This window comes from Planococcus beijingensis, from assembly GCF_016820615.1.
Lineage (GTDB): Bacteria > Bacillota > Bacilli > Bacillales_A > Planococcaceae > Planococcus > Planococcus notacanthi.
The window spans coordinates 134690-150704 of the sequence record NZ_JADHDZ010000007.1; the positions used below are offsets into that span (position 1 = coordinate 134690).

A 16015-nucleotide genomic window follows, 5' to 3' on the forward strand; every position below is an offset into this window, starting at 1 on the left:
ATTAAAAGCAGAAGCAAGGAAAATTGAATTTCCTGCTTCTGCTTATTATTTTGTTTGCTTATTGTCCAGTTCTTCGGGTACTTCCGCTTTTCTTCTTGTCCAGCTACAGCGCCCAGCTCTTTGGGTCATAAGCCAACCCAGCGCCGTGGCAAAGAGCGCCACTCTGCTGGTCTGTCTTACGCCCGGCAGAGCTACACGGGTGCTTCCGCTTTTCGTTATTGATCTACAATAAAGTACCTTGCATCCGGATGGGCAAATACGATGGCGGATACGGAAGCTTCCGGATCCATCATGTATTCTTCTGTCAGATGGACGCCGATGTCTTCCGGCTTGATGAGGTTGAACAGTTTTGCCTGATCTTCCAGGTTCGGACAAGCCGGGTAGCCGAAAGAGAAGCGCTGTCCCTGGTATTTCGCAGCAAAGCGTTCGCGCATCGAGAAATCCGTTGCATCCGGGAAGCCCCATTGGTCGCGGATTTCCTGATGGATGCGTTCGGCAAAGCCTTCCGCCAGTTCCAGCGCAGTTGCCTGAAGTGCATGGCTTTCCAGGAACTTGCCTTGTTCTTTCAAGCGTGTTGCTTCATCCCGTACACCGAACCCTGCAGTCACTTGCATAAAGGCCACATAATCCATTACCCCGCTGTCGACCGATTTCAAATAATCGGCCAGGCATAGGAATGGCGGAGCCGATTGGCGCGGGAACGTGAAGCGTTCGATTTCTGTTTTGGCGTCTTTCGGATCGTAGATGACGACATCGTCGCCGTCACTTTGAGCCGGGAAAAATTGATAAAGGCCAGATGGCTTCAATAAGCCGGAGCCCAGGAAATTCGTAGCCAGTTCATGCAGCTGAACCGCACGCGGATCTCCATTTGCCAGGGTTTTATCATTATAGCCTTTCAGCCCAAGATGATGGCCGATCAAGGTGCGCATGTTGACGTAAGGATACAGGTGCGCCACTGAATATTCCTTCAGCACATGGCGCCGCAAATCATTCGGTACGTAAACCGGTACGTCTTCACGAACCGTCTTGACCGGCTTCTCAGCAACAGCAACAGCCGGCTTGGCTGCGCGCGCTGCTTCAGAAGCTTGGCGCTTTTCCTGTTGGGCATCCAATTCCAGCAGCAATTCCTCTTTTCCGGCTCCACTTTGAAGACGGTTGGCGAGATCCAGCCCTTGCATCGCGTCTTTTGCGTAAATGACCGGTCCATCGTATTCCGCTGAAATCTTGGTTTCCGTAAAGCGTCTCGATAAAGCCGCGCCGCCTACCAGAATCGGCACATCGATGCCCGCTTCCTTGAAATCCTGGGCGGTGATGACCATCTGTTTTGCAGACTTGACCAGCAAGCCAGACAAGCCGATCATGTCCGGCTTTTCTTTGCGGATCACTTCAATCAAAGTCGCCGGCGACACTTTAATGCCGACATCGATTACTTTAAAGCCATTATTGCTCAAAATGATTTCGACCAGATTTTTGCCGATGTCGTGGACATCGCCTTTTACGGTAGCCAGAACGATTTTTCCTTTTCCGGAATCGTCTTCTTTCTTCTCCATGAACTGTTCAAGGAATGAAACCGCGGCTTTCATGACGCCGGCACTCTGTAGCACTTCGGCGACAATCAATTGGTTGTCATTGAACAGCCGGCCAACTTCAGCCATTCCTTTCATCAAAGGTCCATTGATAACATCCAGCGGTTCATCGTACATCTCCAGGGCTTTTTCCAAATCCGGAATCAACCCTTCTTTTGTGCCTTCGATAATGTAATAAGCCAAACGGTCAGGCACAGTTTTCGGGATATCGTCTTCGGTCTTTTCTTTTTTCTTGTCGCGGTAGAAAGCGGTGAAATCAGCCAAAGTTTCATCAGTTGTTGTAAACAGCAATTCATTGGCCATATCGATTTCCTGCTTCGGAATCGAAGCATAACGCTCCAATTTTTCCGTGTTAACGATGGCGTAATCCAATCCAGCCTGCGTGCAGTGGTATAGATAAACCGCATTCAGCACTTCTCGGCCAACCGGCGGCAAACCGAAAGATACGTTGCTGACGCCAAGAATGGTCAAAGCCCGCGGCATTTTTTCCTTGATCAGGCGAATGCCTTCAATGGTTTCCACTGCAGAGCCGATGTATTGCTGATCTCCTGTACCGACCGGGAAGACCAGTGGATCAAAAATGATATCTTCCGGTGCCAGACCCCATTTATTGACCAGCAGATCATAAGACCGTTCGGCAATTTCCAGTTTGCGCTCACGCGTAACGGCCATTCCCGGCTCGTCGATCGTTCCGACAACAACTGCTGCCCCATATTTTTTCACCAGCGGCATCACTGCGTCAAAACGCTCTTCCCCATCTTCCAGGTTGATCGAGTTGATGATCGCTTTGCCTTGTGAATATTTCAGCGCCACTTCAATGACTTCTTCATCCGTGGAATCAATCACCAATGGCACTTTGACTTTCTTGACGACTTCTTTCATGAAGTTGGTCATGTCTTCCACTTCGTCCCGGTCCGGGTTCGCCAGGCAGATATCGATGACATGTGCACCATTCTTGACTTGTGCACGGGCGATTTCTGCAGCTTCTTCAAACTGGCCATCGATGATCAAGCGCTTGAATTTGCGGGAACCGATGACGTTTGTGCGTTCCCCGATAAACAGCGGACGCATGGTTTCATCGTATTGCAATGGTTCAATCCCAGACACTACGTGGCCATGGTCAACCGGGTCCGGCTTTCTTGGTGCCAGACCTTCCATTGCTTCACGGACTGCTTTGATGTGTGCAGGCGTAGTTCCACAACAGCCGCCTACGACGTTCAGCCAGCCTTTATCGGCAAAGCCGCGCAATTTTTTCGCCAGTGATTCCGGCGTTTCATGGTAATGTCCATCTTCATCGGGCAAGCCCGCGTTCGGGTAACAGCTGACATAGCCGTCCGACAACTCCGATAGCGAACGGATATGGTCCGTCATGAATTCCGGTCCTGTTGCACAGTTCAAGCCGACCGACAAGGGTTTGACGTGTTCGATCGAGATGTAGAACGCTTCGATGCTTTGGCCGGCGAGTGTCGTGCCCATCGGTTCGATGGTCCCTGACACCATAATCGGCAATTCGATTCCGGTTTCTTCAAAAGCTTGCTTGATGCCGATAGTCGCCGCTTTGACATTCAGCATGTCCTGGCTCGTCTCCAGCAAGATCAAATCCGCTCCGCCTTCAATCAATGCCTTGGCTTGCACATAAAAGTTTTCCAGCATTTCATCAAATGTCGCGCCGCCTGTCACCGACAATGTTTTCGTCGTCGGCCCAATAGCACCGGCCACAAAACGCGGCCATTCCGGCGTTGAATAAGCAGCCGCCGCCTTTTTTGCGATTTCCACTCCACGCCGGTTGATTTCCGCTGCCTGATCGCCGATTCCATACTCATCCAACACGATCGGCGTTCCGCCGAATGTATTGGTGCAAAGAATATCAGCTCCCGCTTCCAAATAGGCCGCATGAATTTCTTCAATAACCTCCGGACGGACAATATTCAAATATTCGTTGCAGCCGTCGAATTCATCACCACCAAAATCTTCAGGTGAAAGATCCGCATTCTGGATCATCGTTCCCATAGCTCCATCGATGATCAATATTCTTTTTTCGAGTTGTTGTTCAATAAGATGTTTGGACATGTATAGGATCGCTCTCTTTCTGTTGATCTAGTTGTCTGATGTAATGGATCAATTCCACGGTCATATCGTAACGGACAAACGGTGTGATCAGGTAGATGCCATGGAACAGTTCAGCTGCTGTATCGATCAATTCTTTCGCAATCTGGATGCCTTCTTCCGTCGCGCGGCCTTTGTCTTCGCCGCAGGCACGCATACGTTCAAGCGCATCTTCCGACAGTTTGATTCCCGGCACTTCATTGTGCAGGAATTCGGCACTGCGGATGCTCGTCAACGGCATAACTCCGATAAAAATCGGTGTTTCCAGGTGTTTGGTCGCTTCGTGGATTTCGATGATTTTCTCTTTTGTGTAAACCGGCTGCGAAATGAAATAATCTGCACCGCTTTCGATTTTCTTCTCCAGTCTCGCTACGGCCCGGTCCAGCACACGGACATTCGGATTGAATGCCGCAGCGACCGAAAAGTTGGCTTTTTTCCGCAAAGGCTTGCCGGAAAATGAAATGCCTTCATTGAGCTTTTTGATCAGCTGGATCAATTCCATGCTCGACACGTCATAGACGCTGGTTGCTCCCGGGAAATCGCCGACTTTGGTCGGATCTCCTGTTACGGCGAGTATATCATGGATTCCAAGCGCATCGAGCCCCATCAAATGCGATTGCAGACCGATCAGGTTGCGGTCACGGCAAGTAATGTGGGCAAGCGCCCGAATGTCTTGCTTGTGTTTGAGGATCGAGCCCATCGCCATATTGCTGATGCGGGGCGATGCCAAAGAATTGTCCGCCATGGTTACGGCATCCACTCCCGCCTCGTTCAAAGCGGCAGAGCCTTCCAGGAATTTAGTGGTATCCAAATGGCGCGGCGTGTCCAGCTCCACAATGATGGTCCGTTCCGTTTTGGCTTGTTCATGAAGCGGTTTGACTGCCAATGCTTCCGCTTCACGGATGACAATCGGTTTTCTTTCCGTGACTTCTTTATGGGCAATCGGCGGCAAATGGTTCAGGTGTTTTTTCACTGCTTCAATGTGTTTCGGCGTTGTGCCGCAGCAGCCACCAATTAAACGGACCCCTTCTTCTCTCAACAACAAAGTGGCGCGTCCAAAATAATCCGCTTCCGATTCATAAACGATCCGGCCATCCTCCACATCCAGCAGACTGGCGTTCGGGTATGCCGACAAAAACGCTTTTTCAGGCAAGGTGACTTCTTCAAAAGCCTGGATGGTATGGTGTGGCCCCAAGCGGCAGTTGACGCCGACAATGTCCGCTCCCAGACTTTCCAGTTGATGAAGAGCATCGTTCAACGACATTCCATTTTGCAGAATCCCTGGGTCATGCATGGATACTTGCGCAATCAATGGTGTATCGGTCATGCCTTTCAGGTGCTTGACCGTTTCCGCAAGTTCTTCGAAATCGTAATAGGTTTCCAGCAATAGGCCGTCGGGATTTCCCGCCAATAAGTGGCTTGCCTGCTGGTCCACCATCGCAATGATTTCCTGCAGGGTGGCATCGCTTTTCCGGATTCCACGGATTCCGCCGATGGTTCCGAAAACAAATTGGCCGCCTGGCGCTGCTGCACGCTTGGCGATGTCGATCGCAGCTTTATTGATATCAGCGACTTGCGCTTCCAAACCGTAGCGTGCCAGCTTCGCTGCATTCGCTCCATACGTGTTGGTCTGGATGATGTCCGCACCGGCTTTGATGTAATCCAGATGGATCTTCTCAATCACTTCCGGGCGCTGAAGGTTCAATTCCTCATTGCAATACTCGATGCCGTACGAATACAGCAATGTTCCCATGGCTCCATCCGCTGTCAAAATCCTGGTCTTTAATTCGTCTAATAAACCCACTCTTCTCAACCTCCCATATATACAAAAAAAGCCTTCATGAAAAAGAAGGCTTTACGATATCAAACTCGTTCCTTTTCATCTGCCAGACAATTTCTTGTCTGCTGGATTTAGCACCTGACCTTTCGGCTGGTTGCTGAAGCTTCATAGGGCCAGTCCCTCAACTTCTCTCGATAAGAATTCACTATTCAGTTTTAAGTATTCTAAATATGGTACCTGTATCTGAAGAGCAGGTCAAGGCAATCTGTCGAAAAACAATGAAATTTCTGTGATTTTTTTCACAATGTATACGTTTAGGGCATAAATCAATTTTATACTTTCATCCAACCGTTGAAATTAGACCAGGAAAAGGGCGTTATGTTTTTATAAAGGCACTTAGAAAAATTTCCGAATGCATCCCGATTTTTTGCAGTCCTGCAATTCAGTTTGTCTTCAGGAAAATCGTCCATTGATAGAATTAAATCGAACATCATGTACATCAAATCGATACCAGGTGAACGGCCCTTCTTCCAGCATCCAGGTGATTTCCATCTTCACTGGAACGGTCAGTCCCCCCACTTTCCGCTGCTCTTTAACAGTGCCCACGCACAGCAGGGGACGTGCGTCTTCTCCACCGTCTTTGTAGCGCCAGGCTTCCACTTTCAGCAATTCGTTTTGTTCATTGAAAAAATAAGTGACAGAACCTTTAAGACCTTCAAAATTCATGGTCGCTGTTGCGGAGTGTGCGTCCACCTCCTCCCAGGAAATGAAGGGACTGAGGACAGCCGAAGGATACCAGACTAGCTCCATCAGGTAACGCTGGAGTGCGGATTCATTGGTCTTTTCATCATCAACTGTTTTGGAAATCGGAATAATGCCGGCAAGCTTGATATGCATGCCTGCCTTCCCTTCCAAAAAACTGTCTTTTCCTGTCACAACCAATCCTTTTCCCATTTTCAACTTCACGATCCATCGGAAAGCTGGTGGATCTGTATGGCTGATTTGTTCTGCTTCGGATACGGTCCACCGCTTCTGTTCGGGTTTCAGTTTCATTACCCCCGATTGCTTAAGGCTCACCAAATTGATTTGTTCATGGCCAACAGCCTCAATTTCAGATAACCACCCTTTTATACAGGTTGGCAGTGAGCTAATCATATCTGCTGTCAGTTTGTTGGAAATTGCCCGACCTGTTTTCTTTCCGGCTTTTTCTTTATTCTCCATCGCTCTCCCTCCTTTTACTTGCTATACCTGTTTATTGAATGCATAAAGCATTTTATTATCAAATTTTATACGAAAGGTCAAAAAAAGAGTATTTTATAGCAAAGTGATATATATCAACTTGATATAGGGAGGCGTATAAATGGCTAGAGAAAATCATTCGCAATATGCCATTCTTGGTCTATTGACAACAGACTGCCGCACAGGTTATTCGATCAAGCAAATGATTGATACAAGCCTGAACCATTTTTGGAAAATCAGTTATGGACAGGTTTATCCTAGTTTGAAAGTGTTGGTGGAAAAAGGTTATGCCTCAGTAGAAAATCAGGTTCAGGAAAGTAAACCCGATAAAAAGGAGTATACGATTACCGCTGAAGGAGAACGTGTTCTAAAAGAATGGATTCAATAGCCCATTCACCAGTTGCCTACAGAAAAAACGAATTATTCCTCAAACTGTTCTTCAGCCGAAATCAGGATGTTCAGGAAACACTCAACCATTTAGAGGCTTATTGCGAAAAATTGGCTGAGCGCCTCAACACTTATCGTGGTATTCAAGAAATGATTCAAACGCAGTTAATGGAGCAGCCCAACGCCCCGTTTTGGCTGATCACCTTGGATTATGGATTACGGACAACGCAGGCTGCAATGGACTGGGCTGCCTGTCATCTGAAAACTTCTTCAAATTGCCGCTTACTTTCATGGTTCAATATTGGGGTTCCGAAGAAGAGCTGCACGCTTATTCAAAAGGACAAAAACATTTGTCTGCCTGGAAAACCTTCAATCAAAAAGCAAGAAACAGCGACGCTGTCGGCATCTATCATGAAACCTACCTTATCTCTCCTGGCCAATCGGAATCGATTTATGTGAATATGCCTGAATTCGGCTTAGCCAAAGCGCTTGGAAGAAAAGCCATCATACCTGCCAATTCTTCTGCCCGACAACGCCTTAATAAGCAAGAACAATCCTCATAAGTTCAAAAGCAAAAAGCCTGTCTGAAGATTTCAGACAGGCTTTTTGCTTGGGTTATTCAGTACGGTTTCACTCTCCATTAAAAAAGGCTTTGCAGTTCCTTCACTGGCCGGACGTCCGGCTGCCCTTCGTAACTGGTAAATTCGATTTCACCGATGCGCATGCCGGCATTGTATTCGCCGATGATTGTATCCAGCAGAATAAATGAAGCCGAGACGAATTCATCTTCATTGTCTTCTGTAAATCCTTTGATGTACAAAATCAGGTTGACTTCATCGCTGTCTTTTTCGAAGGTGCAGAAAATGTCTTCCCATGACAGTTCAATTTCACCATACTCGATGGAAACCTCTTCTTCCTGCGGCTGACGAAACGCCACGATCGTAAAGAGTGCCAAATCAGGGGCTTGGCCGACCAGATTGATCACAGCGTCAAATGCTTCCACCATGCCATCAGCGCTGACGATGAATTCCCGTTTTCCGTCCACCAGCCCTTCACTGAGTTCAAAAGCCAGATGCCGGTTTACTTTATGCAACTTCTTTTCCAATTGGTTAAAGAGCTTGTCTCTACCGGAATCGTCCAATTCAAAATAGGCTTCTTTATTGTCTTCAAACCATTCCCAGAAAGCTGCTACCTTATCTTTTCTCTTCGGCAACCAATTCATCCTGCTATCCCCTTTGCAACCATCTGCGTTCTTTTCTCTCTATCATAATCATTTTCACACAAAAGCGATAGTTCTTTTTGTCTATGTACTAAAGACTATTGTTTAGCTGATTTAATTTCATAGATACGGAATTTCATCATGGAAATCAAGCCCAATACAGGACCGATGCTCAATACTGCAAACACCCACTCCCACCCGATAATGCTTTGCACGATCGGAATTAAATTGATTGAGAAAATGGTGATTAAAAACCCGATGCACATTTGGAATGTCAAAGCTGTCCCTAAATACGGAGCATCTGCAAATTCCGTTACCGCTGCTGAAAATTGGGCCGAATCGGAAATCACAGACATACCCCAAATCACTGCGACCAGCAACGTCAGCCATAAAGCCTGTCCGAACGTGAAACCGATGATGACTGAACAGGCACCACTGACTCCGAGAGAAAGAACGGTCAGCCGCGACCTGCCTAATTTGTCTGCCACTAAACCTCCCAGTACACAGCCAACCGCTCCTGCAATTCCAATTGAGGCAAAAGACGAGAAAGCGATGGTTGCCGAACTGACTTGAGGCGAAGCATTTGCAAAGCTGGCAGCAAGAAAAACAGGCAACCATGTCCACATCGCATACAATTCCCACATGTGGCCGAAATAGCCGTAGTTCGCCAGCATAACAGGTTTATTAAGCAAGACTTTTTTAATTAATTTAAAGGAGAATACCAGGCGTTGTGAAGAAGCGGGAGCGTCTTCCACAACCCAGTGCATAATAGCTGATGCAACCAGAGCCAATAACGAACTCACAATCATGACCAATTTCCAATCCACAGCGGAAAAAAAGATGCTGATGAAATGGGGCAACGACGAGCCTAAGGTCAACGCCGCTATTAAAATTCCCAGTGCCAATCCTCTTTTCGTTGGAAACCACAGTGAAAGCAACTTGACTGCTGTCGGATAAACACCGGCAAGTGCTACACCGGTCAACACACGCAGCGTAATGCCCATAAGGGCGCTGTCCGCAATTGGCAGCAGACCGTTGATCAGCGCGCCTGCCAATGCAGAAAGTGCGAAAACTTTTCGTGCATTAAAACGATCCGCAATGCCAAAATAAACGCTGGCCAAGGTGCCGATGATAAAACCGACTGGAACAGATGCCGACAACCAAGCTTCCGTTCGCGCTGTGAGGCTCCACAGCTCCTTCAATTCCGGACCGGTTACGCTCGCACTGAACCACAAACTCAGCGCAAACAGCTCTGCCAGTGCAATCCAAAATAAAGCCTTCCATTTTTCCGCTGCCATATTAATCTTCCTTCCAAAAAACGCTCTGGCTTTCTTCTTTCCTTATCATAGAACAGCAAAAGCAAATAAGATAGGCGATAACTCCACAGCACCCTTTCATGAATGACGACTTCACCCAACTAAAAACCCTTCACCAGGTTAAAGGACTGATGAAGGGTTTCAGAATTCAGCTTGTTGTTAAGTTCTTTATTCCACTATCACTTGAAGTTCCAAGCACTGAGCTCACCGTCCGGAACTTCATCAGAGCTGATATCTGCTGCCGGCTCATCGATCCACAGCTCGTTTTCAGTGGCAGCCACCACAACGGCGGCTGAAGCGTCGCCAACCACGTTGACAGATGTTCTGAACATATCAAGGATGCGGTCCACTCCGGCAACCAAAGCAATGCCCTCAAGCGGCAGACCGGCAGCACTCACTACCATCGCCAGCATAACCAGACCTGCACCCGGTACCCCAGCTGCACCGATGGAAGCTAATATGGTTGTAAAGATAACAATCAGCAATTGTGACAAGGTAAGCTCCACTCCCGAAACCTGGGCGATAAAAACGACAGCGATGCCTTGATAGATGGCTGCGCCATCCATATTCAAGGTTGCGCCAAGAGGCAGCACAAAACTGCTTATTTTTCTGGAAACCCCTAAGTTTTCCTGGGTATTCTTGAATGTTACAGGCAAGGTGCCCGAACTGCTGCACGTACTGAACGCAACGGCCGCAGCCGGAGCAATTCCTCTGAAGAATTTCAATGGACGGGTCTTCCCTAAAGTTTTGACCGCCAGCGAATAGACGACAGCTGCATGGAATAAGCAGGCAAGGGCCACAGCCAAAATCAATTTCGCCAAGGGCAGCAAGACGGATAACCCGTATTGTCCGACAACCGGTGCTACTAGCCCTAAAACACCGATTGGAGCGAATCGCATGATAATGCCTGTTATTTTATACATCACCTCTGCAAACCCTTCAAAGAAACGACGGACGGGCGCAGCCGGTTTTCCGACCAACGTAATCGCCAGCCCAATAAAAACTGCGAAAAAGATAATCTGCAGAATGTTGCCTGAAGCAAGTGCTTCAAACGGATTTTCAGGAATGATATTCAGCAAAGTGGCAATGGCGCCGCCTGTTTCATTTACTTCCACCGTGGTATCCGGAATGCTGAGATCAAGCCCTTTGCCTGGTGAAATCAAATAAGCAAATCCCAAACCGATGACAACGGCAATCCCGGTTGTGGCCAAGTAATACGAAATGGTTTTTATCCCGATTCTCCCGAGCTGTTTCGGGTCTCCTGTGCTGGCGATTCCGACAACCAAGGTCGCCAAAATCAAAGGTGCAATGATAAATTTGATCAGCCTTAAGAACAAGTCGCCCAATGGTGCGACAACCTCAATTGCCGGACCAAACACAATTCCCAAAATGACTGCCACAGCAAAAGCGATTAAAATCTGCACCAGCAAATTCCCTTTAATTTTCATGATTCGCTCACCCCTTCAACGTAGCTGAATTTCTCCATCTTCTCTATGACTTCACAGTGATTGAATCACCGATTTCCAAAATGGGCACATCGATATTTACGGTATCCGGGTATTTGATACCCGCTCCGGTGTTCAAAGCGACAACCGTTTCGCCTTCTTTAATCCAGTTCTGTTTCCGTAATTCGCGGATGGCTACAAAAACAGCTGCGCCTTCAGGACAGATGAAGGATCCTTCCAGACGGGCAATTTTTCCTTGTTCAGCAAGCATTTCCTGATCATCCACTGCAATAGCGCAGCCTTCTGTTTTGTAGATGGCATCCAACACCAGGAAATCGCCCAGCGCTTTCGGCACATTGATGCCAAAAGCCTGTGTGCTGGAACTTGCCCAGAATTCGGACTCGTTCTTCCCTTCTTCCCAGGCTTTGACAATCGGCGCGCAACCCGTCGCCTGAACAGCCACCAAGCGCGGCAGATTGCCTTCGATCCACCCCAGTTTCTTCAGTTCATTCAAGGCTTTATAGATGCCGATCAAGCCCACTCCCCCTCCAGTCGGGTAAAGAATGACGTCCGGCATTTCCCAGCCCATCTGTTCTGCAATTTCCAAACCCATCGTTTTCTTGCCTTCGATGCGGTAGGGCTCTTTCAATGTTGATACGTCGTACAGGCCAAAGTCCTTTACAGCTTGTCCGACGATTTTTCCGGCATCACTGATCAGTCCATTGACTAAATACAGATTCGCCCCGGACAAGGCCACTTCGTTGCGCGTGATTTTCGGTGCGTCCTGCGGCATGACGATGGTCGATTGGATACCGGCTTTGGCGCCATAAAGGGCCCATGCAGCCCCTGCATTGCCGTTAGTCGGCATTGCGAATTCCTTGACGCCCACTTCCTTCGCCTTGGACACGCCGACAGCTGCGCCTCTTGCTTTAAACGTCCCTGTCGGCACCAATCCCTCGTCTTTCATATAGAGATTTTCCACATCCATGTCTTTTCCAAGGGCTGGCATCGCTATCAGCGGCGTCATGCCCTCGCCTTGTGACACCACGTTCGCTTCGTTTTCCACCGGCAGCATCTCATGGTATCTCCATAAAGTCGGCTGCCTTTTTTCTACCTCATCGCGTTTCAGATCCGCTTTCAGTTCGTCCCAATGGTAATCCACCAATAATGGCGAACCGCATGTGCATAATTGATGCTGTTGCTTCGTATCGTAAACGGCCTCGCATTTCGGGCAATAAAGATGGGATATGTAACTGTATTTCAATGTGAACACTCCTCTTTCATGGATTTTCCTGACAACAATAGCCCGGAAACTACCCCCGGGCTATCGATTGGACTTTATATGATTAGCTATGGAAATTAAGACCCGATGTGACCGCCGCTACATAACCGGCGCGAATAACGAAATCACCGAAATGTTCGTTTTCCTGGCGTTCTTTTGCAAATTGGAAAAAGATCGGTTTCAGCGTCGCTAAAATCTCTTCTTCTCCAATGTTTTCGCGATACATTTTGTTCAGCCGGTCTCCTGCAAAACCCGCCCCTAAATACATATTGTATTTTCCGGGCGCTTTGCCGATAAAGCCGATTTCTCCAAGTGCAGGGCGTGAACAGCTATTCGGACAGCCCGACATACGGATGATGATTTCTTCGTCACGCAGGCCAGCTTCGTCCAGCGTATCTTCGATTTTGCTGATCAGCACCGGCAAATACCGTTCCGCTTCTGCCATTGCCAAACCACAAGTCGGCAATGCCACACACGCCATCGAATTCTGGCGCAGCGCTGAATTTTCTTTGCCATCAGTCAGTCCGTATTTCTCAACCAAAGCATCGATTTTCGCTTTGTTTGTCGCTGTGACATTGCTGATGATCAAGTTCTGGTTGGCTGTCAGGCGGAATTCCCCTGTGTGGACATGGGCAATTTCACGGAGCCCTGTCATCAATGGGTAGCCGTCAAAGTCTTTAACACGGCCATTCTCGATGAATAGCGTCAAATGCCATTTGCCGTCGCTTTCAATCCAGCCATAACGGTCGCCGTTACGGTCGAACTGGAATGGACGCTCTTCTTCAATCTCCCAGCCGAGGCGCGTGTTCAGTTCATTTCTGATCCAATCAAGCCCCAATCTGTCGACAGTGTATTTGAAACGGGCATTTTTCCGGTCCGTTCGGTTTCCGTAATCACGCTGGATGGTCAGGATCTTCTCACCGACTTCATTGACTTTGTCCGGCGGGCAGAATCCGATCACGCGTGCCAATTGCGGGTACGTATTCGCGTCGCCATGCGTCATGCCCATGCCGCCTCCGACCGTAACGTTGAAGCCTTGCAGCTTGCCGCCTTCCAGGATGGCAATAAACCCAAGATCCTGGGAGTAGATATCAACATCATTGGCAGGAGGAATCGCAAAACCGATTTTGAATTTCCGAGGCAAATAATAGCGCCCGTACATCGGTTCCACTTCTTCTGCTTCGTTGCTGTCGACGACTTTTTCTTCATCCAGCCAAATTTCATGATAGGCTCTTGTTTTCGGAAGCAAGTGTTCACTTAATTCGCGGGAGATGTCATAGACTTCTCCGTGAACATCCGACTGATACGGATTGGATGTCGACATGACGTTCCGGTTGACGTCTCCGCAAGCAGCAATCGTATCCATCAAGGCATGGTTCATTTCCTGGATGGTGCTCTTCATATTCCATTTCAAAATGCCATGCATCTGGAAAGTCTGGCGCGTCGTCAGCTTTAAAGTGCCATTGCCATGTGTGTTTGCCAGGTTGTCCATCGTCAGCCATTGATGCGGCGTGGCGACGCCTGCAGGCAAGCGGACACGGATCATGAATTGGTAGGCAGGCTCAAGTTTCTGCTGGGCACGTTCGTTGCGGATATCCCGGTCGTCCTGCATATAGCTGCCGTGGAATTTCAATAGTTTGGTGTCTTCATCCGGAATCGAAGCCGTCAAGCGCTCCGCAAAGCTTTCTTCAATATTGCCCCGCAAGTAGTTGGTTCGGTCTTTGATGACCTCCATTTCACTTGGAGTGCCTTCTATGTCAGTCAATTCTTTAATTTTCATGATAAGCTCCTTTCAATGTTGAGCGGGTCTGCTTAATAAACATCGCGCAAGTAACGTTTGTCGCTGCGCATGGAAGTCAAATACTCTTCCGCTTGCTCTGCACTCATAGTGCCTTCCTGCTCCAGAATGGTCGCCAACGTAGCATGGACATCTTTGGCCATGTATTTTTCATCGCCGCAGACATAGACATTCGCTCCAGCTTCCAACCATTGATACACTTCCTGGCTCTTTTCCATCAAACGGTGCTGCACATAAATCTTTTCTGCCGTATCCCGGGAGAAGGCGACATCCATCTTCGTCAGGACGCCATCCTTCAACCATCTTTGCCATTCAGTCTGGTAAAGGAAATCGGTGACGAAATGCTGTTCACCGAAGAACAGCCACGCGTCTCCTTGTGCATCCGTTTCTTCCCGTTCTTCCATGAAAGCACGGTAAGGAGCGACTCCTGTTCCAGCACCGATCATGATGATCGGCGTCTCCGGATTTTCAGGCAAACGGAAACTATTATTGCTTTGGATGAACACTGGGAGCGTTGCGCCGGCTTCTGAACGTTCTGCACATTGCGTCGAGCAGACGCCCGTCCGTTTCCGTCCATTCGCTTCGTAGCGCAAAGCGCCTACGGTCAAATGAACTTCATCCGGATTCGCTTTTGCACTGCTGGCAATCGAATACAGGCGAACCGGTATTTTGCGCAGGATTTTAATGAATTCAGCAGCAGGCACTTGCCACGGTCCGAAATCTTCCGTCAAGTCGATCAGATCTCTTCCATAGATATAAGCCTGCAGCTGTTCTTTGTTTTCAAGTTCCAATAAATTCTTCAGGGCATCACCTTCTGCAAAAGCGGCCGCTTTTTCAAGCAACGGCTTCGACAGGCTGGTGATTTCAAAAGTCGTAATCAATGCGTCGCGCAATGAGCTCGTATCGCCTTGCTTGTTGATCGATACCGAATCATTTGGATTCCATCCTGCCGCCGCAATCAATTGATCAACCAGCTTGTCTTCGTTTTCAGGAACAATCCCCAAGCTGTCTCCCGGTTCATATTGCAGGCCAGAACCTTCCAAATCGAGTTCCAGATGGCGCGTTTCTTTATTCGACCCGCGCCCATTCAAATTGATATTTTCCAGAACTTCCGCGTTGAACGGATTGCTGCGGGAATAGGCAGGCTTGCTGGCAGCTGGAATTTCTTGAGCAGCCGAAGCAGCTCCCGGACCAGGACGATCTGTTTCTTTGTCTTTGTTCAAGATGCTGAAGACGCCGTCGAACCATTCCTCTGCCGGTTCTTCAAAATCCAAATCGGCGTCTACACGCGGATGAATGCGTTTGGCGCCCAATTCCTCCAGACGCTTATCGAAATCCTTCCCGGTCTGGCAAAAGAATTCGTAGGAGCTGTCCCCCAATGACAACACCGAGAACCGGACATCATCAAGCTTCGGAGCACGTTTGCTGTGCAGGAAGTCATAAAGAGCAATGGCGTTATCCGGCGGATGGCCGTCTCCGTGCGTACTGGTGATGACCAATAAATCTTCGACTTTTTTCAAGTCTTTCGGTTTAAACTCATCCATTGGCGTAAGCTTCACTTGATAGTCTTTGTCCTGCAGTTTTTTCGAAACCTCTTTGGCAACCGATTGGCAGTTGCCGGTATGAGAGCCGACCAGAATGGTGATTTCACGCGTGGCAACCGGTGCACCGCCTTGCTGTGCATACCATTCCAATCCGGGTTGTTCCTGCACCGCTACTGTGGCGGCTGATTGTGTGCCGGCCAAATAGCCGTTCAGCCAAATTTTCTGATTGTCGGTCAGCATCGGCAATAAGCGATTGATAAGCTCGACCTGTTCCTGATCGAATGGGCTGTTCATTGTCTGCAATTGCAAATTG

At 48.5% G+C, this 16015-nt stretch carries 11 protein-coding genes, 1 pseudogene and 1 riboswitch; of the genes and pseudogenes, 3 read left to right on the top strand and 9 right to left on the bottom strand.

What is annotated here, in order from left to right; translation table 11 throughout:
• Positions 1-215: 215 nt before the first annotated feature.
• The 3 genes from metH to IRE19_RS15840 form a co-directional block, all read right to left on the bottom strand.
• The gene (gene metH / locus IRE19_RS15830) at positions 216-3656 is read right to left on the bottom strand and encodes a methionine synthase (protein WP_203341139.1); all 3441 of its coding nucleotides are present in this window, start codon (positions 3654-3656) and stop codon (positions 216-218) included.
• Entirely contained in the window at positions 3637-5496 is a 1860-nt protein-coding gene (locus IRE19_RS15835) for a bifunctional homocysteine S-methyltransferase/methylenetetrahydrofolate reductase (protein WP_203341140.1), read from the bottom strand. The genes metH and IRE19_RS15835 overlap by 20 nt, the downstream gene beginning before the upstream one ends.
• Positions 5497-5568: 72 nt before the next feature.
• A riboswitch (SAM riboswitch) is annotated at positions 5569-5673 on the bottom strand.
• Between the two features lie 252 nt (positions 5674-5925).
• Positions 5926-6693: a DUF6920 family protein gene (locus tag IRE19_RS15840; RefSeq protein ID WP_203341141.1), complete on the bottom strand. Its 768-nt coding sequence runs from the start codon at positions 6691-6693 to the stop codon at positions 5926-5928.
• A 139-nt stretch (positions 6694-6832) separates the two neighbouring features.
• Here IRE19_RS15840 and IRE19_RS18465 point away from each other — a divergent pair, with 139 nt between their 5' ends.
• The 3 genes and pseudogenes from IRE19_RS18465 (at position 6833) to IRE19_RS15850 (ending at position 7661) form a co-directional block, all read left to right on the top strand.
• Positions 6833-7099, top strand: coding sequence for a PadR family transcriptional regulator (locus IRE19_RS18465; RefSeq protein ID WP_238943263.1), 267 nt, complete (start codon positions 6833-6835; stop codon positions 7097-7099).
• Positions 7087-7290: pseudogene (locus tag IRE19_RS18470) on the top strand (virulence activator alpha C-terminal domain-containing protein); the annotation flags it as partial. The gene IRE19_RS18465 and the pseudogene IRE19_RS18470, both read left to right, overlap by 13 nt.
• A 98-nt stretch (positions 7291-7388) precedes the next feature.
• Positions 7389-7661 carry a monooxygenase family protein gene (locus tag IRE19_RS15850; protein ID WP_238943264.1) on the top strand — a complete coding sequence of 91 codons (273 nt, stop codon included), beginning with the start codon at positions 7389-7391 and terminating at the stop codon, positions 7659-7661.
• Positions 7662-7738: 77 nt separating this feature from the next.
• Here IRE19_RS15850 and IRE19_RS15855 read toward each other — a convergent pair whose 3' ends face one another.
• From IRE19_RS15855 to IRE19_RS15880, 6 genes are all read right to left on the bottom strand, one after another.
• Positions 7739-8320: a hypothetical protein gene (locus IRE19_RS15855; RefSeq protein WP_203341142.1), complete on the bottom strand. Its 582-nt coding sequence runs from the start codon at positions 8318-8320 to the stop codon at positions 7739-7741.
• 95 nt (positions 8321-8415) lie between these two features.
• Positions 8416-9615, bottom strand: coding sequence for an MFS transporter (locus tag IRE19_RS15860; RefSeq protein WP_203341143.1), 1200 nt, complete (start codon positions 9613-9615; stop codon positions 8416-8418).
• A gap of 197 nt (positions 9616-9812) precedes the next feature.
• Entirely contained in the window at positions 9813-11075 is a 1263-nt protein-coding gene (locus IRE19_RS15865) for a dicarboxylate/amino acid:cation symporter (protein ID WP_432419938.1), read from the bottom strand.
• A gap of 49 nt (positions 11076-11124) precedes the next feature.
• On the bottom strand, positions 11125-12342 hold the full coding sequence (locus IRE19_RS15870; RefSeq protein ID WP_203341145.1) for a threonine synthase: 1218 nt from the start codon (positions 12340-12342) through the stop codon (positions 11125-11127).
• Between the two features lie 82 nt (positions 12343-12424).
• Positions 12425-14140 carry an assimilatory sulfite reductase (NADPH) hemoprotein subunit gene (cysI, locus tag IRE19_RS15875; protein ID WP_203341146.1) on the bottom strand — a complete coding sequence of 572 codons (1716 nt, stop codon included), beginning with the start codon at positions 14138-14140 and terminating at the stop codon, positions 12425-12427.
• 32 nt (positions 14141-14172) lie between these two features.
• The gene (locus IRE19_RS15880) at positions 14173-16011 is read right to left on the bottom strand and encodes an assimilatory sulfite reductase (NADPH) flavoprotein subunit (RefSeq protein ID WP_203341147.1); all 1839 of its coding nucleotides are present in this window, start codon (positions 16009-16011) and stop codon (positions 14173-14175) included.
• Positions 16012-16015 lie beyond the last annotated feature (4 nt).